Source organism: Campylobacteraceae bacterium (assembly GCA_013215945.1).
Taxonomy (GTDB): Bacteria; Campylobacterota; Campylobacteria; order Campylobacterales; family Arcobacteraceae; genus NORP36.
The window spans coordinates 152,646-173,948 of sequence record JABSOM010000002.1; the positions used below are offsets into that span (position 1 = coordinate 152,646).

The window sequence follows — 21,303 nt, forward strand, 5'->3', positions numbered from 1 at the left end:
AGATTTGTTCTTGAGGAATACCTTAAAGCTTTCGCTTTAGGGTATTATTTTGAGTGATTTTCTTTAAAGTTAAAAGCAACTGCTTCATATTCTTCATCTTCAAACCATTTTTCAGTCACTGTTTTAGTTTCTGTATAAAAAGTCATGGCTTGTTTTCCATACGCATGAAGGTCTCCATAAAACGAACCTCTCCATCCTGTAAATGAGAAGAATGGTAAAGGTACAGGAATAGGAATATTAATACCAACTTGTCCTACTAATACTTCTCTTCTAAATTTAGTAGCAGCTGCTCCACTTGAAGTGAAAATAGACGTACCATTTCCAAACATATTGTTATTGATAATATCTAAGGCTTCATTTAAGCTTTGTGGCTCTAAAATAGAAATAACAGGACCAAATATCTCTGCTTTGTATATATCCATATCTACTTTTACATCTCTAAAAACAGTAGGTCCAATCCAATTTCCATTTGGGTATCCTTCAACTGTTGCGCCTCTTCCATCTAAAACCAGATTAGCACCTTCTTTTACACCTTGTGCAATTAAATCTTCTACTCTGTTTTGAGCTTTTCGCGTAATAATAGGACCGTAATCAGCACTTTTATCATTCCAAGCACCGGGTTTTACTTTTGATAAGCGCTCTACTAATTCAGGAATCCACTCTTTAGCAGATCCTACAAATAATGCAACTGAAATAGCCATACATCGTTGACCTGCTGCTCCCATTGATGCTCCTACCAGTGCATTTAATACATTTTCTTTATTTGCATCTGGCATAATAACCATATGATTTTTAGCTCCAACTAAAGCCTGAGCTCTTTTTAAATTAGCCGTAGCACGTGAATAAATATATCCTCCAACAGCAGGACTTCCTACAAAAGAATAAGAACGTACTAAATCATGATCTAATAACATATCAACCTGTTCTTTTTGTCCATGAACAACTTGTAAAATATCTTTAGGTGCTCCTGCTTCATATAAAAGTTCTGCTAATCTTAATGCTGTATTAGGAACCATTTCTGAAGGTTTTAAAATAAATGCATTTCCTGCTACTATTGATAAGGGAAACATCCATAAAGGAATCATTCCTGGAAAATTAAAAGGTGTAATTCCAGCACACACTCCAATAGCTTGTTTATAAGAATAGGTATTTACTTTATTTGCAACATTTTCAATGGTTTCTCCCATTAATAATGTAGGAGCAGAACACGCAAACTCAATCACTTCATATCCTCTTACTAAATCCCCTTTTGCATCATCAAAGGTTTTTCCTGATTCTTCGCAAAGAATTGTTGCTAATTCTTCCATATTGTCTTTCACTAAAGCTTGATATTTAAGCATTACTCTTGTTCGTGTCATAACAGGAGTAAATCTCCATAATAAATATGCTTTATGCGCTTTTTGGACAGCATCATCTATTTCGCTTTCTAACATACAAGGTACTTTTCCTATAACTTCATTGGTTAAAGGTGATACCATATCTACATAATTATTGGTTTTACTTTCTACTAACTCTCCGCTTATTAAAGCTTTTATTATTTTACTCATTTTCTCTCCTATAAATTTATAATTTCATTTATTGCTATTTTCGAATTTATTTTTGGGAATAATTCAAAACCAATGGGTATATCTGCATACAATTCTCTTAATGTTTTTGAGACATTAGAAAAGTTAATTTCTCCTGTACCTGGTTCTGCCCTTCCTGGGGCATCTGCTATATGAATGTAAGCAATTTCTTTTTGATACTGTTTTAAAGTAGAAATAATATTGCCTTCATTTATTTGCATATGATACATATCGTATAAAACTTTTATAAAATCACAAGATACTTCTTTTATAATATGCGCTGCATCTTTGGTATGTTTTAAAGCATTTCCATAATGATCTTCATGAATATTTAAAGCTTCTAAAACCAAACAAATACCAGAGTTTTGTACCTCATTTTTTAACATTTTTAATGTTTCTATCATTGTTAAGGTTCGCTCTTCTTCGTTTAGTTCAAGATAATGATTGATAACTACTCCTCCATCTCCTAAAGCATTTGAGTGAATCACAATGTTTTTACAGGATAAAAATTTTGCTACTTTAATTGCTTCTTTGATATCATTTATATAAACATCTTGTTCTTTTTTGTCAATAAGTGAGTATCTATAATCTCCTGTAAAACTAGCCAGTTTTAAAGAATACTTTTTTAACAAGTCTTTAATCTTTGTAATATCTTTGTCATGATGTGTCCAAAACTCAACATAAGCAAAACCATATTTTTTTGCAAGAAAAAAACGATCATAAAAATCAACTTCTGTAAATATAGTTTCTAAGCATATGGATTTTTTCATCTTCTTCCTTTATTTTACTTCTGAAAGTTTAACGGGTCTGTTCTCTAAATAAGACTTCATAGCAGCTTTTGCAGCATACAAAGCCTGTAAAGAATCATTACAACCTGTTAGTGGTTCTTTGTTTTCATTAATACAATCAATAAAATGTTCTGTTTCTTTAATATAGGCGTGTTTATAACGTTCTAAGATTAAGTATTGAGGTTTTTCTTCAATAACTCCATATCCTGTATATATTTTTGCTTTACTTTGTAATTCGTTTGAGGTTGTTACCATTCCTAAAGAACCATGAACTTCGATTCTTTGATCATAACCGTAGGTAGCTCTTCTTGAATTATCAATCATACATAAGGTACCATTTGCTAAGCGTAAGGTAAGCGTTGCAGTATCAATGTCATCGTATTCTTTGATAGCATCATCAATTAACACCGCACCCATGGCATAAACTTCAACAATTTCAGATTTGCTTAAATAACGAATCATATCAAAGTCATCGACTGTCATATCAAAGAACAGACCTCCTGAGTTTTTTAAATATTCCATAGATGGAAAATCAGGATCTCTTGACGTTATTTTAATAACTTGTGGTTCTCCAATTTTTCCTTTTATAACAGCATCTCTTACAGAATTAAAATTATTATCAAAACGTTTGTTTAATCCCACAATAAATTTAGAGTCACTGTTCTCTAAAACACTCATTAATTCTTTTATATTTTCCACACTCTTTGATAAATTTTCTTCACAAAAAGTATGTTTATTCGCTTTAATACAATCAATAGATATTCTGGTTAAATCATCAATATGTGTACATACATATATGATATCAAGTAAGGGATCTTTTAGCATTTCTTTATAATCGCTATATTTATCTCTTATTCCATATTTTTTTATAAGTGTTTTTGCATCTTGATTAAATTCTAAATCACATACTGCTTTGACTTTTGCAGATGATACATGTTCTGATATAAGCTGTAAATGTTCTTGTCCCATTCGTCCAAGCCCAACTATACCTATTTTATATATTTTCATGAAAATCCTTTTAATCTTATTATATATAGGAGAGGCAAAATGCTTACTTATACTTTCGGTTATTTATCTTAAAAGAGTAAATACTTCTACCGATATAAAACTAAGAAAACTATAAGCTATTTTGAACAAAATGTATAGAGTTTTTTTAAATATACTTAATAAATGGCATTATGTGTTACTTAAGTACTCATAATTGATGATATAAATATTTTTAATACAAAAAAATATTTATATCTTAATTAATGTTACGTTATTACCCATAATTACAACTTTTTATTGTAATTATAAAAAACTATGTACATTTTGTTCAAAATTACATAAACTTGAATATGTTGAAAAACAAAATTAAAGGAGTCGACTATGTTAAAGAAAGTTATATGTGGATTGTTATGTGCATCTAGTTTAATTCTTGCAAAAGATATTAATATTGCTGTTGTTACTCATGGATCTGATACCGATGGTTTTTGGTCTGTTGTTAAAAATGGTGTTAACAATGCAACTAAAGATATGGGTGTTAATGTAAATTATAGAAACCCTGCATCAGGAGATTTAACTGAAATGGCCAGATTAATTACTGCCGCTATTGCTAAAAGACCTGATGGTTTAGTAGTTACTATTCCTGATTCAAATGCTTTAGGTGGAGCGATTAAAAAAGCAATTAAATTAGGAATCCCAGTTATTACCATTAATTCAGGTGGTGCTTATGGAAAAGAGATTGGTGCTTTAATGCATATTGGACAATCTGAGTACGATGCTGGACTACAAGCAGGTAAAAAAGCTAAAAAAGCGGGAGTTAAAACATTTATTTGTATTAACCAAGAAATTACAAATATTTCTTTAGAGCAAAGATGTCAAGGTTTTGCAGATGCTTTAGGTGTTAAGAATAATATGTTAGATGTTGGAGTTGATCCTGCTGAAATTGAAAGGAAAGTTAAACCAAGATTGAAAGATTATGATGCAGTTTTAGCTTTAGGACCAGTTGCGGCTTCTCCTACAATGAGAGCAGTTAAAAAAGCAAGACTTGGTAGACATATATATTTTGTTAGTTTTGATTTAAGTAAAGATATTATCAAAGGAATTAAAGATGGTGTGATTGATTTTGCAATTGACCAACAACAATACCTTCAAGGATATATGCCAATCGTTGTATTAACTCAAATGGCTAAATATGGGGTATTACAAAGTGGAGATATTAATTCAGGTCCTGGATATGTTACGAAAGCAAATGTTTCTAATGTTGAAAAATACGCAGGTAAATACAGATAAATATAATATAAAAAACTAGGAGTAATCCTAGTTTTATGAAGGGATAAAGAATGGCTGATGAACGATTAGGAACAGAGAGTTTATATTCAAGAATATTAAAAAAACCAGAATTTACTTCAGTAGTTGGGGTATTAGGGGTGTTTTTAGTATTTTTTATGATTGCAGAAGATGCAATGTTTACATTAGAAGGTGTTTTGTCATGGACAGAGCAAGCAGCACTAATTGGAATAATTGCAGTTGGAGCTTGTTTATTAATGATAGGTGGAGAGTTTGACTTATCAGTAGGTTCAATGATTGGATTTTCTGGAATTATAATGGCAATTATGACAGTAGAATATGGGATTCCTGCTTGGATTTCTATTATTACTGCGTTTATTATTGCGAGTGGAATAGGGTTTTTAAATGGATATATAGTTGTTAAAACAAAATTACCCTCATTTATTGTTACCTTAGCTTCTTTATTTATTTTAAGAGGACTTACGGTTGCAATTTCAAGATTATTAACGGATCAAACTTTAGTTGGTGGAGTTAAAGAAGCCTCAGAGGGAGATTGGTTAGCTTCATTATTTGGAGGAGAAGCTTTTACAGGTTTATTTACTTATTTTGCTGAAATGGGAATGATTGCTACTTATGATGATGGTACACCTGTTGTTACTGGTATTAAAATGTTATTGGTATGGTGGATTGCACTTACTGTTATTGGTGTAGTTATTTTACGATTAACAAAATATGGAAATTGGATTTATGCTACTGGTGGAGATGAACAAGCTTCTAAGAATATGGGAGTTCCAACAGATAAAGTAAAGATTCTATTATTTATGGGAACAGCTGTTTGTGCTACTATTTTTGCAGCGTGTCAAGTATTTGATTATGGATCAGCAGATGCACAAAGAGGTTTGTTAAAAGAATTTGAAGCCATTATTGCAGTTGTTATGGGTGGAGCATTATTAACAGGTGGATATGGAACCGTAATTGGTGCATCATTGGGTGCTTTAATCTTTGGAATTGTAAATATTGGTATTTCATATACTTCTATTGATAGTGATTGGTTTAGAGTATTTTTAGGACTGATGTTATTGGGTGCTGTTATGTTAAGTAATAGTGTCAGAAAAAAGATTATGAGAAGTTAATGATGAGAACGCCAATTATACAAATTAAAGACGTAAAAAAACGTTTTGGGAATGTTATTGCATTAAATGGAATTTCAATGGATCTTTATCCTGGGGAAGTAATGTGTTTATTAGGTGACAATGGTGCGGGTAAATCTACTTTAATTAAAACACTTGCAGGCGTTCATCCTAAAACATCTGGAGAATACAAAATAGATGGAAAAGATGTTGTAGATCCAAGTCCTGAAAAACTGTTAAATGCAGGAATTGCTACGGTATACCAAGATTTATCTACTATTCCTTTGATGTCAATTTCAAGAAATTTTTTTCTTGGACGTGAAGATGTTATTGAAAAAAGATGGGGACCTATAAAAGTATTGGATTTTAAAAAAGCAGACAAAATAGCTTTTGATGCCATGAAAGAAATTGGTATTAATATTAGAGAAGCCTCTCAAGCTGTTGGAACACTTTCAGGTGGAGAAAGGCAGTGTTTAGCTATTGCAAAAGCTGTTTATTTTGGTGCCAAGGTACTTATCTTAGATGAACCTACATCAGCACTTGGGGTGGCACAATCTTCAATGGTTTTAAAATATATTTTACAAGCAAAAGCCAAGGGCCTAGCAGTTATTTTTATTACTCATAATGTGTATCATGCATTTGCAGTAGGAGATAGGTTTACTATTTTAAACAGAGGTCAAACCTTTGGAACGTATGATAAAGCTGGTGTAACAGTTGCAGAACTGCAAGAAAAAATGGCTGGTGGAAAAGTAATACAAGATTTAAGTGAAGAGTTAGGTGAAGACTCTAAAAACTTATAAGAAATAAGGAGAAGTAGAAGTATGGGAACTATTAGATTAACGGTTGGACAAGCAATTATAAAATTCTTAAACAATCAATACATACAAACAGATACTGGGGTTCAAAAGTACATAAATGGTACTTTTGGAATCTTTGGACATGGAAATGTAACATGTATAGCAGAAGCTTTATATGACATAAAAGAGGAATTCCCTACATACAGAGGACAAAATGAGCAATCAATGGCTTTAGCCGCCATTGCGTATGCAAGAGCAAAAAACAGAGAACAAATTATGCTTGTTACTACTTCAGTAGGACCAGGAGCAACCAATATGATTACTGCTGCTGGTGTTGCGTATACGAATTCTTTGCCTTTATTGATGTTAAGTGGAGATGTATTTGATAGTAGATTAAGCCACCCCGTACTTCAACAAATTGAAAATGAAAGAGATTCTACTTCAAGTGCTAGTGATTGTTTCAAAGCCATTACTAAGTACTGGGATAGAATAACTAATCCTGCTCAATTAATGCAGTCTTTGCCTCAAGCGATAGCTATGATGTTAGATCCACGTACATGTGGACCTGCATATATAGGCGTTTGTCAAGATACCCAAAGTATGGCATATGATTACCCTGAGTCTTTTTTTACTAAGAAAATACATAAACTAGTACGTAGCAGAGCAGATAAAGAAGAAATAAATGAAGCAGTTCGAATAATTAAAGCAGCAAAAAAACCAGTAATTATTGCAGGGGGTGGTGTTTTATTATCAAATGCAAGTGAAGTTTTAAATGATTTAGCCCTTCAATGCCAAATTCCTTATGGTACAACGGTATCAGGAAAAACTGCTTTTTTAGCAAATGAAGAATTAAATATAGGTCCTGTTGGTGTTCCTGGAACTAAAGCAATCAATGTTTTACTTAATGAAGCAGATGTTGTTATAAATATAGGTACACGTTTACAAGATTTTACAACTGGTTCATGGTCAATATTTAAAAATGAAGATGTAAAATTTGTATCAATTAATGCTTCACGCTTTGATGCTATTAAACATAATAGTCATTGTGTTGTAGGCGATGCAAAAGAAATAATTAAAGAATTATGTGAAGAATTAAAAGATTATAAAGCAGACATAAAATTAATTAACCAAGCAAAAGAAAATAAAAAAATTTATTTAAAATATGTAGAAGACAAAATTAATGAAAAAAATGAGATTCCTTCTTATGCTAATGTAGTTGGAATTATTAATAAATTAGCCACGGGAAAAGACAGGGTAATTACAGCAGCTGGAGGATTACCTGGGGAAGTTAATACTATTTGGCAAAGCAAAGGTTTTAATACAATTGACAATGAGTATGGTTTTTCTTGTATGGGTTATGAAGTATCTGGTGGATATGGAAGCGCTATTGCGAATAAAGATGGACAAAACATTGTATTTACAGGTGATGGCTCGTATATGATGCTTAATACTGAGATTTATTCTTCTGTATTATCTGGAGATAAAATGATTGTTATTGTTTGTGATAATCAAGGGTATGCCGTTATCAATCGTCTACAAATAAATCAAGGAGCAGAGCCTTTTAATAATTTAATACAAGATTGTAAATTAGCAGGAGATCCTTTTGGAGTTGATTATGTACAACATGCCAAAGCTATGGGCGCAAATGGTGAATTTGTATCAAAAATTGAAGATTTAGAAGAAGCATATTTACGAGCAAAAGCCTCTTCAAAAACCTATATACTTCATATAGAAGTTTCAAAATATAATTGGAGCGAACATGGAGATGCTTGGTGGGAAGTAGGTGTGCCAGAAGTTTCAAAAAAAGAAAAAATTGTAGCAGCCAGAAAAAACTATGAAGAAAATGTAAAAGCACAAAGAAAAGGAGTATAGATGGAAGTAAAATTAGCGATAGCACCTATTGCATGGTCAAATGATGATTTACCACAATTAGGGGGAAATACTCCTTTGGAAACATGTTTAAGCCAAACCAGAGAAGCTGGTTATGTAGGTACTGAAATGGGTGGAAAATTTCCTCAAGATAAAAAAGAGTTAAAAAAAGTATTAGAAGATTTTGATTTAGAACTTGCAGGTTCATGGTTTTCTGGCAATTTATTATCTCAAAGCGTAGAACAAGAGTTAAAAGACTTAGACGTTTTTATTGATAATAAATTATATGTAGGGTGTAAAGTAGTTGTTTATTGTGAATGCTCAAATACAATTCAAGGAAAACAAGAAATAGCGTTAAGTAAAAAACCTGTTTTAAGTGAAGATGAAATGAAAAATTATGCCAAGAAATATAATACCTTATATGATTTTGCAAAATCTAAGGGTGCTATTTTAACTTACCATCATCATATGGGAACGATTATTCAAAATGAAAATGAAATTGATATGTTTTTAAAATATACAAAAGATGAAGTTGGTTTATCTTTTGATACAGGACATATATATTTTGCAGGTGGAAATCCACTTGATATGATAAAAAAACATAAAAATAGAATTTCTCATGTGCATTTTAAAGATGTTAGAGAAGAAGTGAAAAAAGAAGTATTAAAAAAAGATACTTCTTTTATTGATGCTGTTTTAGCAGGGGTTTATACTGTACCAGGAGATGGAATCATTGATTTTTCTCCTATTGTTGACGTATTAAAAGAGATTAATTACGAGGGTTGGATAGTTGTTGAAGCGGAGCAAGATCCAGAACTAGCTAATCCATTTGTTTATGCTAAAAAAGCATTTGCGTATATAAATAAAATATTATAAGGGTAAAAGATGAAAGAAATAGGTGTTGGAATTATTGGAATGGGTTGGATGGGTGAAGCTCATTCAAATGCGTATAATAATATTAAAGCGAAATTTGCTTCTTTAAATGTGAGTCCTAAATTAATTATTTGTAGTGAGATTATAGAAGAGAGAGCGCAAGCGGCTAAAAGAAGATTTGGCTTTGAGAAGTGTACTACGGATTGGAAAAAAGTAGTAGAAGATCCGGCTGTTGATATTGTAGATATTACAGCACCAAATTCTCTGCATTTAGAAATGATTGAATATTGTATTAAACACAAAAAACATATTAACTGTGAAAAACCAGTGGGTGCTTTTCCTGATGATACGATTAAAGCTTATGAACTGGTAAAAGATTATGAAAAAGAAACTTTTGTGGGTTATAACTACAGATGGTCTCCTTTGGTTCAAGAAGCAAAAAAACTTATAGAAGATGGAGCTATTGGGGAGTTAAGACATTTTAGAGGAAGATTCTTTTCTTGTTATGCTGCAGATGAATTGGGATTTTATTCATGGAGATTTGAAAAAGAGAATGGGCATGGTGCTTTGACCGATATTATGTCACATGCTGTAGATATGGCCATTAATTTAATGGGTGAAATAAGTGAAGTTCAAGGGGTAATGGATACTTTTATAAAACAACGTCCAATAGCCCCTGCAGGCGCTTCTCATTATGCGAAGGGTTCAAAAAACGATGAAATGAAAGACGTTACGAATGATGATTACGTCAATGCCATTGTTAAATTTAAAAATGGAGCAAGAGGTTATATTGATTCTTCAAGAGCTTTTTATGGACCAACGTCTGAAATGACTTTTGAAGTTCATGGTTCAAAAGGAAGTATTAAATGGAACTTTGAAGAAATGAATACCTTAAATCTTTATATTCATGAAGAAGGTAAACAAAATGGGTATCGAAAGATTTATTCCTCTCCTCTTCATTCTAATCACGGTAATTTTAATCCATCAGATGGTTCTGGTTTGGGTTATGAAGATTTAAAAGCCATTGAAGCTGCTAATTTTCTTAATGTAATTGTACACAATGATAAGAGTAAAAAAGTAAATTTTGAAGATGCAAAAAATGTTGCTCTTGTTTTAAATGCAATTATAGAATCCAATGAAAATAAAACAGTAGTTAGTTTATAAGGAAAAAAGATGGCAGAGCAAAAAAAATTACGAAGTTTACGATGGTTTGAAAAAGATGATTTAAGAAGTTTTGGACATCGTTCACGGGTAAATCAAATGGGATATGAACCAGAAGAATATATTGGAAAACCTATTATTGCTATTATTAATCCGTGGAATGAATTTAATACTTGCCATACTCATTTTCCCCAACGTGTAGCAGATATTAAAAGAGGAATTTTACAAGCAGGAGGTTTCCCTATTGAAATACCCGTTCTAAGTTTGGGGGAACAATTAATTAAACCTACTTCTATGATGTACAGAAATTTATTAGCAATGGAAGTGGAAGAAGTATTAAAAGCTCATCCTGTTGATGGTTGTGTTGTTATGGGAGGCTGTGATAAAACTACGCCTGCTGTGTTAATGGGAGCTATTTCTTTTAACATTCCAACAGTATATATGCCAGCAGGGGCAATGCTTGGAGGAAACTATCAAGGTAAAGTCGTAGCTTCTGGAACTGATGTGTGGAAAGCTTGGGAGAAAAAACAAGCAGGTATGTTAGATGAGTGTCAATGGCGTGCACTGGAATTTGGAATTGCACGTTCAGCTGGTACGTGTATGAGTATGGGAACGGCTGCTACCATGATGATTTTAGCAGAGACCTTAGGTTTTGGACTTCCTGGAAGTTCAAGCATTCCTGCTGTTGATTCTTCTCATATACGAATGGCAAGAAATTGTGGAATACAAGCCGTCGAACTTGTTAAACAAGATTTTAAACCTCAAGATATGTTGAGCAAAGAGTCTTTTGAAAATGCCATTGTTGTTTTAAATGCTATTGGGGGTTCTACCAATGGAATTATTCATTTAATTGCTATGGCCAAACGGGCAAATATTGATATTACTTTAGCCGATTTTGAACGAATATCGAATGATATTCCTTTGATTTTAAATTTACAACCTTCGGGAAAATATGTAATGGAAGATTTTTATTATGCAGGAGGAACAAAAGCCTTGTATACGGAACTTAAATCAAAATTACATGATATTAAAACAGTTAATTTAAAATCTTTTTATGAAAATATAAAAGATAGTGTCAATTACAATGAAGATGTAATCCAAAGTCTTTCTAAACCTTTAAATAAATTGGGCTCTATTGCTGTCTTACGCGGTAATTTAGCGCTAAATGGTGCAATTATTAAACAAACGGCTTGTGAACCAAGATTGTTAAAACATACAGGAAAAGCACTGGTTTACAAAGACATCAAAACCTTAAAAGAAGAGATTGATAATGAAGATTTAGATGTAGATGAAAACACTGTTTTAATCTTACAAAATGCAGGACCCCAAGGGGCTCCTGGAATGCCAGAGTGGGGACAATTACCTGTTCCTAAAAAACTTTTAAAACAAGGTATTACGGATATTGTAAGAATTTCAGATGCCAGAATGAGCGGAACTTCTTATGGTACGTGTATTTTACATGTTTCTCCTGAGTCTTATATTGGTGGAAATTTAGGTTTGGTACAAACAGGAGATATGATTCATTTAGATGTTAAAAATAGAATTATTGAAGTTCTATTAAGTGATGAAGTATTAGAGGGCAGGCGAAAAGAGTATGTCCAAGAAAAAAGAGATTATGACAGCGGATATACTCATTTATACACCTCTCACGTATTACAAGCGCATGAAGGTTGTGATTTTGATTTTTTAGCACGTGGTAATAGAGCTGGAATAGAGCCGAAAATATTTTAAAACAAGGAAACAAATAATGATTAATGTAGGGATTTTAGGAGCAGGGAGAATTGGAAAAGTACATGCTTTAAGTTTAAAGAAAATAGTAGGGGTGAATGTAAAAAGTGTTGCGGATCCTTATTTAGATGAAGAATGGGCTATTTCTCAAGGAATTGAAAACAGATATAAAGATGTTGATGCTATTTTAAATGATGATAGTATTGATGCTGTTTATATTTGTACTCCAACAGATAGTCACGCAGATTTGATTATAAAAGCCTCACAAAAAGGAAAAGCAATCTTTTGTGAAAAACCAGTAGATTTAGATATATCAAGAATTCTAAAAGTTCAAGAAATACTAAAAGAAAATAATACACTTTTTCAAATTGGTTTTAATAGAAGATTTGATAAGAATTTCAAAAAAATATCAGAACTGGTAAAAAATGATACTTTAGGAAATTTAATATCTTTAAAAGTAGTTTCTAGAGATCCAAGTGCACCTCCACGTTCTTACGTTGAATCATCAGGTGGTTTATTTTTGGATATGACTATTCATGATTTTGATATGGTTAGATTTTTATCCCATCAAAATATTACAGAAATTACTGCAAAAGGTGCTTCTTTAATTACTGATTATGGAGATATAGATATTGATACAGCAATGCTTACCATGACACTTGAAGATGGTAGTTTTGCTATGATCGAAAATTGTAGAGCTACGACTTATGGTTATGATCAAAGAGTAGAAGTTTTTGGTACAAAAAGTAATGTTAATTGTAAGAACGTTTTTGATAATTCAGTTGAAATAACTAATAATGAAGGTACTTCAAGTGACAAACCTATGTATTTCTTTTTAGAGAGATATGAAGATGCTTATTATCAAGAAAGTGTGGAATTTGTAAACAGTATAAATAATAGTGAAAAAGTGAGTGTAGGTATTGAAGATGCGCTAGAATCTGCACTAATGGCAGTTGCTGCTAAAAAATCTTTAGAAGAAAATAGAAGTGTTACAATTAATGAAATAAGAGAAGAATTTAATATAAAGGTTAAATAATGAAAATGTATGAAGAATATGGTTTATATATTAATAATGAATGGGTAAAAGGAGATAAGGGCGTTTTTGATGTTATAAATCCTTATGATGAATCCGTAATTGGGCAAGCTCCTATTGCTTCACCAGAACAAGTTACACTTGCAATTGATGCTTCTATGAATGCTTTAAAAGAGTGGAATGCTATGCATTCATGGGATAGAGCAGATAAGATTATGAATATTGCTGATAATTTAAAAGTAAATGAAGAAGAGATAGCTTATACCATTTCTTTAGAAACGGGAAAACCTTTGGTTCAAGCCAAAAGAGAAGTAGCTTTAAGTATTGATCAATTTATTTGGTTTTCAGAGCAAACAAAAAGAATTTATGGAAAAACCATTGAAAGTAGGGTTCCTAATACTACTGTAAAAGTAGAGCACTCTGCTATTGGTACAGTTGCCGCATTTTCTTCTTGGAATTTCCCCATTTTGTTAATGGCTAGAAAATTAGCACCTGCTTTAGCTGCTGGCTGCCCTATGATTTTACGCTCTACTGATGTGGCACCTTTAACAGGAATGAAACTTATAGAAGCGTGTCATGATGCAGGATTACCAAAAGGTTTGGTTTCTTTTCTTTGCGGAAGTGCAAGGGCTTTAAGTCCTAGAATTATGAATGACCCCCGCGTTCGAAAACTTTCACTTACGGGTTCTACTATGGTAGGGCAAAAACTTATTGAATCTTCTGCAATTACTTTGAAAAAAGTAACAATGGAATTAGGAGGACATGCTCCTGTAATTGTTCATGCAGATGCTGATATTAAAAAAGCAGCTACTTTATGTGCAGCTGTAAAATTTGCCAATGCAGGACAAGTGTGTGTTTCACCTACGCGATTTTATATTCATGAAAGTAAAATGGATGAATTTTGTGAGGTAATGGTAGCAGAAGTTAAAAAACATGTTTTAGGTTCTGGTTTAGATGAAAAAACAACAATGGGTCCTTTGGTTCATGCAAGAAGAAGAGAAGAGATTGAATCTTTCTTAGAAAAAGTAGCTGTTCAAGGTGGTACTATTTTAACGGGTGGAAAAAGACCAGATGGTTTTAGCAAAGGTTTCTTTTTTGAGCCAACAGTAATACGAGATCTTCCTAATAATTCTTTTTTATTGTGCAATGAAATTTTTGGACCTATTGCATTGATTCAAAGTTTCAAGACTTATGACGAAGTTATTAAAAAAGCCAATTCAACTGAATATGCTTTGGCTTCTTATACTTTTACTAAATCTTTAGAGTTAGCCAATAGAACGTCAAGTGATTTAGTAGCTGGAATGGTGGGAGTAAATTCTTTTGCGCTGGCTGCTGCTGAAGTTCCTTTTGGTGGAATCCAAGCCAGTGGTTTTGGACGTGAAAGTGGAGAAGAAGGAATGTATGAATATATGAATACAAAAATAATTACCACACAATTTGCCTAAGGAATAATAATGAAAAACCATCAACTTATAAAAGCCTGGGAAAATAAACAAACAACCTTAAATGGTTGGTTGTCTATGCCAGAAGCTTTTAGTGCAGAAATAATGGCCCATCAAGGTTTTGATTCTTTAACAATAGATATGCAACATGGAATTAATGATTATTTAAAAGCGGTTGATATGTTAAGGGCTATTAATACTACCAGTACTACTACCATGGTAAGAGTACCTTGGTTAGATCCTGCTCATGTTATGAAAATTTTGGATGCGGGGGTTGATGGTATTATTTGTCCTATGATTAATAATAAAGAAGAAGCGCAAAAACTTGTTGAATATTCTTATTATCCGCCAATGGGAAAAAGAAGTTTTGGTCCTATTCGTGCGAAATATGTTTTTGAAGGAAATTATGCGCAAATTGCTAATAATTCTATCTTAATAGTAGCTATGATTGAAACCAAAGAAGCCTTAGATAATTTAGAAGATATTTTAAGTGTAGAAGGTATTGATGCTGTTTATATTGGACCTGCTGATTTGTCTTTTAATTTAGGTTATGAACCAAAATTTGATCAAGAAGAAGCTTTTGTTCTTGAAACAATTAAACATATTTTAAAAACAGCTAAAAAATATAATAAATATGCAGGTATTCATAATGCTACGGTGGAATACGCTTTGAAAATGAAAGTACTTGGTTTTGATTTTGTAACTGTTGGTTCTGATGCTAACTTTATGATAAAAGCAGCCAATGAAGTCTCTTCTGCTTTTCATAACAAAAACAAAGAAAAAAACTCCTCGTATTAAACAGTGCTTTAGTCCCTAAGCTAAAGCACAAAAGAAGAGATCTATATAAATCTCTTCTTTTTTTAATATTCTAAGTCAAAACGCATTTTGACGTGTCTTATCTTAAATTATTTCCATATTTCTAAAAATATAATCTAAAATAAATATATGAATCAAAATAAAGGCAGGAGCTTATTTTTTTGCTACAGAACTAGGTGTTATGACGCCCTTTTATTCTTCTTCCACAATGCCCTTAATATTAGGACTTTTAAATGCCAGAGCTTTCTTTTGAGCTATTATGACGTTTTATCTGACTGTTTGATAAATATCATTTTATAAAAGAGTGCTTAGGTATTGTTTTGTATTATTAACTATGAGATTTTAAACCTTATTTCTCTAGAGCTAAAACCGTGCAGTAAAGAATTGATACTTAGTTTTTTAATCTTGTATATTTATTCCTCTCTTCCATGAGAAAAACAATCGCATACTTGAATCACTTTGTTAATAAATTATTAATGTAATTTGCAAATAAGTAAATAGTATATGAGTAGAAAAAAGATATGCAGTTTTAAAATGTTATCAAGTGGTGGCGCGAGACAGAATCGAACTGTCGACACAAGGATTTTCAGTCCTTTGCTCTACCGACTGAGCTATCGAGCCACTGTATGAGTATTAGGTTTTGATTGTTTGTAAGTTTATAATGGAGGAGAACAAGGGATTCGAACCCTCGGAGGTGTGACCCTCGCCGGTTTTCAAAACCGGTACATTCGACCAACTCTGTCAATTCTCCAACCGTATAACTATAGGAAGTAGTTAAAATTTAAATCATATCGTCTATGATTTTTGTTTTCTAAAATGAAATATGCATTTCATTTCTCAATAATGTTCCTGTCAATATTGGACTAAATTTTTTATATCATAAAATGATATTAAAATTCACAAAAAAAACAATGTCTTAACATTATTTTTAGTGTTCATGGTGCGAACGGTCGGAATTGAACCGACACTCTGAAACCAGAATTGGATTTTAAGTCCAACGCGTCTACCAATTCCGCCACGCTCGCATTTTTAATGGTAGTAATATAAAATATAATGTTAAATAAATTCAAATGGTGGCGCGAGACAGAATCGAACTGTCGACACAAGGATTTTCAGTCCTTTGCTCTACCGACTGAGCTATCGAGCCACTATTAAAGTGGTGGGGAGAGAAGGACTCGAACCTTCGAAGCCGTAGGCGAGGGATTTACAATCCCTTGGATTTGACCACTCTCCAACCTCCCCGGATTGAATTATTATTTAACATTAAAATGGATGGGGTATCAGGATTCGAACCTGAGAATGTCAGCACCAAAAGCTGATGCCTTACCACTTGGCGATACCCCAATCACGTAACTTACTCTTAAATAAGTTGCTTGGAATAATAACGTTTTATCCTTAAAATAACATTAGATATTAAGGATAAAGGCTATAAAACTGTAATTTTACGATAATTCTTTTTCAACTAAGGGAAAAAGCTTTTTATCAATGCTTTTATAAGCAGAAACCAAAGAATAAGTTAAAGCTTTTAATACATCATTTTGATTCTTTTCATCACTTGGTTTTTGAATATTTTCAATTTTACAGTTGTTATTAAAATTATGGTAAGTATTTAAATCAGGTAAAAAATCCAATCTATGTGTTAAATCATTTTTTAGTTTTCTTGTTTCATCCATGATTTTAAATTCATCAAAAGTAATCACTTTTGTAGCTTCTAGTTCTTGAAGTAATTTAAATTGTGTTTTACTTCTAGATGTTCCATGAATTAAAGATTCACTTACAAATTCATAGTAAGATTCTATAGCTGTGATAATAAGGTAAATATTATTACCTTCTTCTTCTTTTAATGAGCTTGATGCGTCAATAAAGTTTTTAAAGTTTCGTATTTTTGTTAATGGAATGTTCATTTTGTACCTTATAAATAAAATGCTGTTGTTGGTGGAAATTCTTTAAATGCTAGTTTTAAAGCAAAAGCGATGTCTGTTCTGTATTTTACATTGTGCATAGGTGTTGGAAATTGTAATAAATTAATAGAACCCTCTATTGTTTTTTCTTTTTTATAAACAAAAACAATATTTTTACCCAATTTAACCGTGTGGTCATAAACTATTTGTGCATAATCATAAATACTTGGAAATTCTTTTTTATTAAGTTTCTCACCCCAAGAAAAAAGAACAAATTTACCACTTGGAATAAAGTTTGCTGCATCTAAATACATTAAATCTCTGTCAAACTCAGTATTTTGTGCCGACATGTATTTTTCTAAATCAGAATTAAATTTATCTAATAAAGAAGGAGTGTCTATGTGTTTTTCATTTAAATTAAAAAGATTTTTAATTTCAACTATTTTTCCCACACAGGTGTCTTTCATTGCTTGTTTATAAGCCGTAATATAGTTTTCAACTTTTAGTTCTATAAGTTCATCAAAAGCATCAAATTCTTGATCCAATAAAAACTTTGTTGTATCAAATCCCATTGGTGTAATAATAGGATTGTACATATATACAGTACCTATGATATTCTTTTTTCGATCTTTTGCTGTTTTAATTTTCTGTTTTAAGTCTTTTGCTGTGATTTCTTCTTCATCTTCACGATTAAAGTACATATACGAACGTGTAAGAAATACTTCTTCGTATTTTGTTTGTAGTTCACCAAAGTATTGCATGTTTTGCCTTTGTCTTTTTGCTGTTATTTTTTGAATTTTAGCTAAGTTATTTGGTCAAAGAGCTTATAGAAAAGTTTAAGCAGATATAATTAAAAAATACTTATATTAAAACCAGTTAAGAAGAAGTTTCTTAAATCTTAGGGAGAGAAAAATAATGCGTTATGAAAATATGACATCATTTATTGTAATGGACATAGTAAAAGAAGCCCAAAAATATCCCAATGCCATTCATTTTGAAATTGGACAACCGGACCTAGCTCCTTCTCCCAAAGTAAAAGAAGCTTTGCATGAAGCTATTAATGACAATTGTTTCTCATATACAGAGTCTATGGGTTTATTAGCATTACGAGTTAAAATTAAAGAACATTATAAAAAAACATACAATGTCACAATCAATGAAAATCAAATTCTACTTACTCCTGGGACTTCTGGGGCTTTTTTGGTGGCTTATACCTTGAGTTTAAAGTACAAACATCGTTTGGGTTTAAGTGACCCCTCTTATCCGTGTTATAAAAACTTTGCACATATGCTTGATATTGAACCTGTATTTATGAATATAGATAAAAGTACTAATTACCAACTCATCCCTAAACACTTAGAAAGTCAAGACCTAGATGCACTGCAAATATCCTCACCTGCTAATCCTACTGGAAATATTTACACAAAAGAAAATCTAAAAGCACTTATCTTGTATTGCAAAAAAAACAAGATAGCTTTTATTTCTGATGAGTTGTATCATGGTTTAACGTATGAAGAAAACGCTCATACTGCATTAGAGTTTGATGAAAATGTTTTTGTCATAAATGGTTTTTCAAAATATTTTGCTATGCCAGGTGCTAGATTAGGGTGGATTATTGTTCCTCCCAAATATGTCAGACAAGCAGAAATTATTGCTCAAAATATATTTATATCGGCTCCAACTCTATCTCAATATGGAGCACTGCAAGCCTTTGATTATGAATATTTGAAAAACTCAAAAGATATATTTCGAGAAAGACGTGATTATTTGTATAAAGAATTAAATGAAATCTTTGATATAGATTCAAAACCCGATGGGGCTTTTTATTTATGGGCTAATGTATCCCAATATACTAATGATTCTTTCTCTTTTGCAAAAGAATTATTAAAAAATATTCAAGTTGCTTGTACGCCTGGTTTGGATTTTGGGAAAAACAAAAGTAATGTTTATTTACGTTTTGCTTATACCAGAGATATAGAACATTTAAAAATAGGGGTAGAGCGTTTAAAAAAATATTTAAAAAATAGAAAAAATTGACTTAAGTCTTTTTTGAGGCTATAATAATTAAGTTTTAATAATCTTTGAACAAGGAGTCTTATATGACCACTGTACTAGATAAAAATAGCCTCAGTTTTAAGTATTTTCGCTTAGAACAATCTTTTCTAAAAGAGATAAAAAGAATCATCTATAAACATCACAGCATTTTAGGCTATTTCTAAGCCTTGAATCATTTAAGCACTTGTACTTATTGTGCTAAAAATAAGCGCATTTCTTTAAAATAATCTTCTTTTTTTATAATACTGTTATGCCCTGAGTCTTTAATTGTTTTAACCGTAAGTATTTTAGGATTAAAAGCTTTTATTAAATTATTTGAATATTTTGCTTCTATTGTTTCATCTTTACTTGCTAATAATACTAAGGTTTTAGACCTAATATTTTTAACTCTTTTAAGAGAATTATAATGATCTTTTAAAATGAAAGATATTGGATAAAAAGGATATTTATCTTTGGCCATGCCCATGATACTATCATAAGGGGTAACCAATATTATTTTAGAAAAAGAAAACTTTTCTCCCAAATAAGCAGCAATTCCTGTTCCTAAACTTCTTCCTATAAGTATTATGTTTTTATGCTCTTTTTGTATTTTTTTATAAATAAACTTGGCATCATTAAATAAGTTTTTTTCGCTTGGACTTCCTGAACTTCCTCCATAACCACGATAATTAACTAAATACACAGTATGTTCTGGAAAATTATTTTTAAAGGCATCAATTCTGTTAGAAACGGTTTCACTTCTGCCTGGTAAATATAAAATGGCTTTGTTTTTATTTGGGTTTATAACAATTATTTTAATATTCTCATTGTTTATTTTGATATTTTGTACCAAAGCATCATGTTTTATTTCTGTTTGTATAAAATAAATAAAATCTCTTTGAAAAATATATAAATATATTCCTCCTGCTAAATACATGAGTATAAAAAAAAACAGTATATTTCTAACTTTTAACATTTTTTTTCTTCTTTTACTAGTGTAATTTATTTTCTAATAACTCTTCTAAATCATTTAATTGATTAATAAAATATTGGGCATTTGAAAAATCATGGCTAGAGGTAAAATCATTTTTTACCATTATGCAATCAATTCCAGCAGCATAAGCTGAGCTTAATCCTCTTTGCGAATCTTCTACTACAATACTTTCTTCTTTGCTGGCTTGAAATTTTTTAAGACCTGCTAAATAAGGAGCAGGGTGGGGTTTTGCTTTTTCATACTCTTCTACACATAAGGTAAAATCCATATACTGAAGGATGTCTCTGTTTTTATGAATAAGATCAAAATCTACTCTTCTTGAGGTAGTAATGACAGCCATTTTGTATTTTTTACTTAAAGCTTCAAGTATTTTTGTTACCCCAGAAATTTCTATATTCTTATTTTGTAAAAAGTCTTGGTAAATGAGATCTCTTTTTTTTCTATAAGGAACAATGGTTTCTTCAGAGATTCCTGCTTCATAAGCCAATTGCCAAGCATTTCCACCCTTAGCCATAATTTTCAAATAATAAGGCAGTTCTAAATCCAAACCCAGTGTTTTTAGTATTATTTTATTGGCTTCATAATACCAAATTTCAGTTTCTACAAGGACACCATCATTATCAAAGAGAATATATTTTTTCATTAAAAGTCTTTTTCTTGAATTGTACTAGAATAAAAGCTTAAAAAACTTTATTTAATAAAATATTATAAAAAACAAGTGTACACTTGAAGATATTAAGTATATTTAAAAGGATAAAAAATGATAAAAAATATCTTCTGTATTTCTTTTATAGTATTTATTTTTATTGCTTGTACTTCTAAAGATAGAAGTTCTTACAATAATAAAGCGGCGCAATATCAAGAAGCAAAAGCTAACAAAGCCTACAAAGAATTAGAATAA

19 protein-coding genes and 6 tRNA genes are annotated in these 21,303 nt (G+C 31.4%); 12 read left to right on the forward strand and 13 right to left on the reverse strand.

Annotated elements, in window-relative coordinates; genetic code table 11:
• Positions 1 to 44: 44 nt before the first annotated feature.
• Genes HRT41_02705 through iolG (HRT41_02715) form a run of 3 tightly spaced genes read right to left on the reverse strand, consistent with a single transcriptional unit; the run spans position 45 to position 3,355 of the window.
• Entirely contained in the window at positions 45 to 1,547 is a 1,503-nt protein-coding gene (locus tag HRT41_02705) for a CoA-acylating methylmalonate-semialdehyde dehydrogenase (GenBank protein ID NQY22917.1), read from the reverse strand.
• Between the two features lie 8 nt (positions 1,548 to 1,555).
• Complete coding sequence (locus HRT41_02710) at positions 1,556 to 2,335, reverse strand: TIM barrel protein (protein NQY22918.1); 780 nt, start codon at positions 2,333 to 2,335, stop codon at positions 1,556 to 1,558.
• Between the two features lie 9 nt (positions 2,336 to 2,344).
• Entirely contained in the window at positions 2,345 to 3,355 is a 1,011-nt protein-coding gene (gene iolG / locus HRT41_02715) for an inositol 2-dehydrogenase (protein ID NQY22919.1), read from the reverse strand.
• Between the two features lie 366 nt (positions 3,356 to 3,721).
• Here iolG (HRT41_02715) and HRT41_02720 point away from each other — a divergent pair, with 366 nt between their 5' ends.
• Genes HRT41_02720 through HRT41_02765 form a run of 10 tightly spaced genes read left to right on the forward strand, consistent with a single transcriptional unit; the run spans position 3,722 to position 15,455 of the window.
• A complete protein-coding gene (locus tag HRT41_02720; GenBank protein ID NQY22920.1) occupies positions 3,722 to 4,627 on the forward strand; it encodes a sugar ABC transporter substrate-binding protein in 906 nt (301 codons plus the stop codon).
• A gap of 50 nt (positions 4,628 to 4,677) precedes the next feature.
• The gene (locus tag HRT41_02725) at positions 4,678 to 5,757 is read left to right on the forward strand and encodes an ABC transporter permease (protein ID NQY22921.1); all 1,080 of its coding nucleotides are present in this window, start codon (positions 4,678 to 4,680) and stop codon (positions 5,755 to 5,757) included.
• Positions 5,757 to 6,554, forward strand: a complete 798-nt coding sequence (locus HRT41_02730; protein ID NQY22922.1) for a sugar ABC transporter ATP-binding protein — start codon at positions 5,757 to 5,759, stop codon at positions 6,552 to 6,554. The genes HRT41_02725 and HRT41_02730 overlap by 1 nt, the downstream gene beginning before the upstream one ends.
• 21 nt (positions 6,555 to 6,575) lie before the next feature.
• Positions 6,576 to 8,423, forward strand: a complete 1,848-nt coding sequence (gene iolD / locus HRT41_02735; GenBank protein NQY22923.1) for a 3D-(3,5/4)-trihydroxycyclohexane-1,2-dione acylhydrolase (decyclizing) — start codon at positions 6,576 to 6,578, stop codon at positions 8,421 to 8,423.
• Complete coding sequence (iolE, locus tag HRT41_02740) at positions 8,424 to 9,296, forward strand: myo-inosose-2 dehydratase (protein ID NQY22924.1); 873 nt, start codon at positions 8,424 to 8,426, stop codon at positions 9,294 to 9,296. It abuts the gene before it with no gap.
• 9 nt (positions 9,297 to 9,305) lie between these two features.
• Complete coding sequence (locus HRT41_02745) at positions 9,306 to 10,457, forward strand: Gfo/Idh/MocA family oxidoreductase (protein NQY22925.1); 1,152 nt, start codon at positions 9,306 to 9,308, stop codon at positions 10,455 to 10,457.
• Between the two features lie 9 nt (positions 10,458 to 10,466).
• Positions 10,467 to 12,185, forward strand: coding sequence for a dihydroxy-acid dehydratase (locus HRT41_02750; protein ID NQY22926.1), 1,719 nt, complete (start codon positions 10,467 to 10,469; stop codon positions 12,183 to 12,185).
• Positions 12,186 to 12,201: 16 nt separating this feature from the next.
• Positions 12,202 to 13,218 carry an inositol 2-dehydrogenase gene (gene iolG, locus HRT41_02755; GenBank protein NQY22927.1) on the forward strand — a complete coding sequence of 339 codons (1,017 nt, stop codon included), beginning with the start codon at positions 12,202 to 12,204 and terminating at the stop codon, positions 13,216 to 13,218.
• Positions 13,218 to 14,660 carry an NAD-dependent succinate-semialdehyde dehydrogenase gene (locus HRT41_02760; protein ID NQY22928.1) on the forward strand — a complete coding sequence of 481 codons (1,443 nt, stop codon included), beginning with the start codon at positions 13,218 to 13,220 and terminating at the stop codon, positions 14,658 to 14,660. The genes iolG (HRT41_02755) and HRT41_02760 overlap by 1 nt, the downstream gene beginning before the upstream one ends.
• A 9-nt stretch (positions 14,661 to 14,669) precedes the next feature.
• Positions 14,670 to 15,455 (forward strand): 2,4-dihydroxyhept-2-ene-1,7-dioic acid aldolase, encoded by a 786-nt coding sequence (locus HRT41_02765; protein ID NQY22929.1) that lies wholly within the window; start codon positions 14,670 to 14,672, stop codon positions 15,453 to 15,455.
• Positions 15,456 to 16,018: 563 nt separating this feature from the next.
• Here HRT41_02765 and HRT41_02770 read toward each other — a convergent pair.
• The 8 genes from HRT41_02770 to HRT41_02805 all read right to left on the reverse strand — a co-directional run bounded on the left by HRT41_02770 (position 16,019) and on the right by HRT41_02805 (position 18,135).
• A tRNA-Phe gene (locus tag HRT41_02770) sits at positions 16,019 to 16,094 on the reverse strand.
• Positions 16,095 to 16,135: 41 nt separating this feature from the next.
• Positions 16,136 to 16,224: transfer RNA gene (locus HRT41_02775), tRNA-Ser, on the reverse strand.
• Positions 16,225 to 16,411: 187 nt separating this feature from the next.
• Positions 16,412 to 16,498: transfer RNA gene (locus HRT41_02780), tRNA-Leu, on the reverse strand.
• Positions 16,499 to 16,544: 46 nt separating this feature from the next.
• A tRNA-Phe gene (locus HRT41_02785) sits at positions 16,545 to 16,620 on the reverse strand.
• Positions 16,621 to 16,630: 10 nt separating this feature from the next.
• Positions 16,631 to 16,715, reverse strand: a tRNA-Tyr gene (locus HRT41_02790).
• 27 nt (positions 16,716 to 16,742) lie between these two features.
• A tRNA-Gln gene (locus tag HRT41_02795) sits at positions 16,743 to 16,817 on the reverse strand.
• Positions 16,818 to 16,915: 98 nt separating this feature from the next.
• Positions 16,916 to 17,377 carry a hypothetical protein gene (locus HRT41_02800; protein ID NQY22930.1) on the reverse strand — a complete coding sequence of 154 codons (462 nt, stop codon included), beginning with the start codon at positions 17,375 to 17,377 and terminating at the stop codon, positions 16,916 to 16,918.
• Between the two features lie 8 nt (positions 17,378 to 17,385).
• Positions 17,386 to 18,135: a hypothetical protein gene (locus tag HRT41_02805; protein ID NQY22931.1), complete on the reverse strand. Its 750-nt coding sequence runs from the start codon at positions 18,133 to 18,135 to the stop codon at positions 17,386 to 17,388.
• Positions 18,136 to 18,289: 154 nt separating this feature from the next.
• Between HRT41_02805 and HRT41_02810 the strand changes: the two genes are divergently transcribed.
• Positions 18,290 to 19,411, forward strand: coding sequence for an aminotransferase class I/II-fold pyridoxal phosphate-dependent enzyme (locus HRT41_02810; protein ID NQY22932.1), 1,122 nt, complete (start codon positions 18,290 to 18,292; stop codon positions 19,409 to 19,411).
• Between the two features lie 208 nt (positions 19,412 to 19,619).
• Here HRT41_02810 and HRT41_02815 read toward each other — a convergent pair whose 3' ends face one another.
• Both HRT41_02815 and HRT41_02820 read right to left on the reverse strand, forming a co-directional pair.
• Positions 19,620 to 20,384 (reverse strand): alpha/beta fold hydrolase, encoded by a 765-nt coding sequence (locus HRT41_02815; protein ID NQY22933.1) that lies wholly within the window; start codon positions 20,382 to 20,384, stop codon positions 19,620 to 19,622.
• A 16-nt stretch (positions 20,385 to 20,400) separates the two neighbouring features.
• Positions 20,401 to 21,045: an HAD-IA family hydrolase gene (locus HRT41_02820; protein ID NQY22934.1), complete on the reverse strand. Its 645-nt coding sequence runs from the start codon at positions 21,043 to 21,045 to the stop codon at positions 20,401 to 20,403.
• 117 nt (positions 21,046 to 21,162) lie between these two features.
• On the opposite strand from HRT41_02820, the gene HRT41_02825 reads away from it, so the two are divergent.
• On the forward strand, positions 21,163 to 21,303 hold the full coding sequence (locus HRT41_02825) for a hypothetical protein (protein ID NQY22935.1): 141 nt from the start codon (positions 21,163 to 21,165) through the stop codon (positions 21,301 to 21,303).

Coding starts and splice junctions, on each gene's coding strand:
- HRT41_02705 (NQY22917.1), bottom strand. CDS start 1,547: ATGAGTAAAATAATAAAAGCTTTAATAAGCGGAGAGTTAGTAGAAAGT.
- HRT41_02710 (NQY22918.1), bottom strand. CDS start 2,335: ATGAAAAAATCCATATGCTTAGAAACTATATTTACAGAAGTTGATTTT.
- HRT41_02720 (NQY22920.1), top strand. CDS start 3,722: ATGTTAAAGAAAGTTATATGTGGATTGTTATGTGCATCTAGTTTAATT.
- HRT41_02725 (NQY22921.1), top strand. CDS start 4,678: ATGGCTGATGAACGATTAGGAACAGAGAGTTTATATTCAAGAATATTA.
- HRT41_02730 (NQY22922.1), top strand. CDS start 5,757: ATGATGAGAACGCCAATTATACAAATTAAAGACGTAAAAAAACGTTTT.
- iolD (NQY22923.1), top strand. CDS start 6,576: ATGGGAACTATTAGATTAACGGTTGGACAAGCAATTATAAAATTCTTA.
- iolE (NQY22924.1), top strand. CDS start 8,424: ATGGAAGTAAAATTAGCGATAGCACCTATTGCATGGTCAAATGATGAT.
- HRT41_02745 (NQY22925.1), top strand. CDS start 9,306: ATGAAAGAAATAGGTGTTGGAATTATTGGAATGGGTTGGATGGGTGAA.
- HRT41_02750 (NQY22926.1), top strand. CDS start 10,467: ATGGCAGAGCAAAAAAAATTACGAAGTTTACGATGGTTTGAAAAAGAT.
- iolG (NQY22927.1), top strand. CDS start 12,202: ATGATTAATGTAGGGATTTTAGGAGCAGGGAGAATTGGAAAAGTACAT.
- HRT41_02760 (NQY22928.1), top strand. CDS start 13,218: ATGAAAATGTATGAAGAATATGGTTTATATATTAATAATGAATGGGTA.
- HRT41_02765 (NQY22929.1), top strand. CDS start 14,670: ATGAAAAACCATCAACTTATAAAAGCCTGGGAAAATAAACAAACAACC.
- HRT41_02800 (NQY22930.1), bottom strand. CDS start 17,377: ATGAACATTCCATTAACAAAAATACGAAACTTTAAAAACTTTATTGAC.
- HRT41_02805 (NQY22931.1), bottom strand. CDS start 18,135: ATGCAATACTTTGGTGAACTACAAACAAAATACGAAGAAGTATTTCTT.
- HRT41_02810 (NQY22932.1), top strand. CDS start 18,290: ATGCGTTATGAAAATATGACATCATTTATTGTAATGGACATAGTAAAA.
- HRT41_02815 (NQY22933.1), bottom strand. CDS start 20,384: ATGTTAAAAGTTAGAAATATACTGTTTTTTTTTATACTCATGTATTTA.
- HRT41_02820 (NQY22934.1), bottom strand. CDS start 21,045: ATGAAAAAATATATTCTCTTTGATAATGATGGTGTCCTTGTAGAAACT.
- HRT41_02825 (NQY22935.1), top strand. CDS start 21,163: ATGATAAAAAATATCTTCTGTATTTCTTTTATAGTATTTATTTTTATT.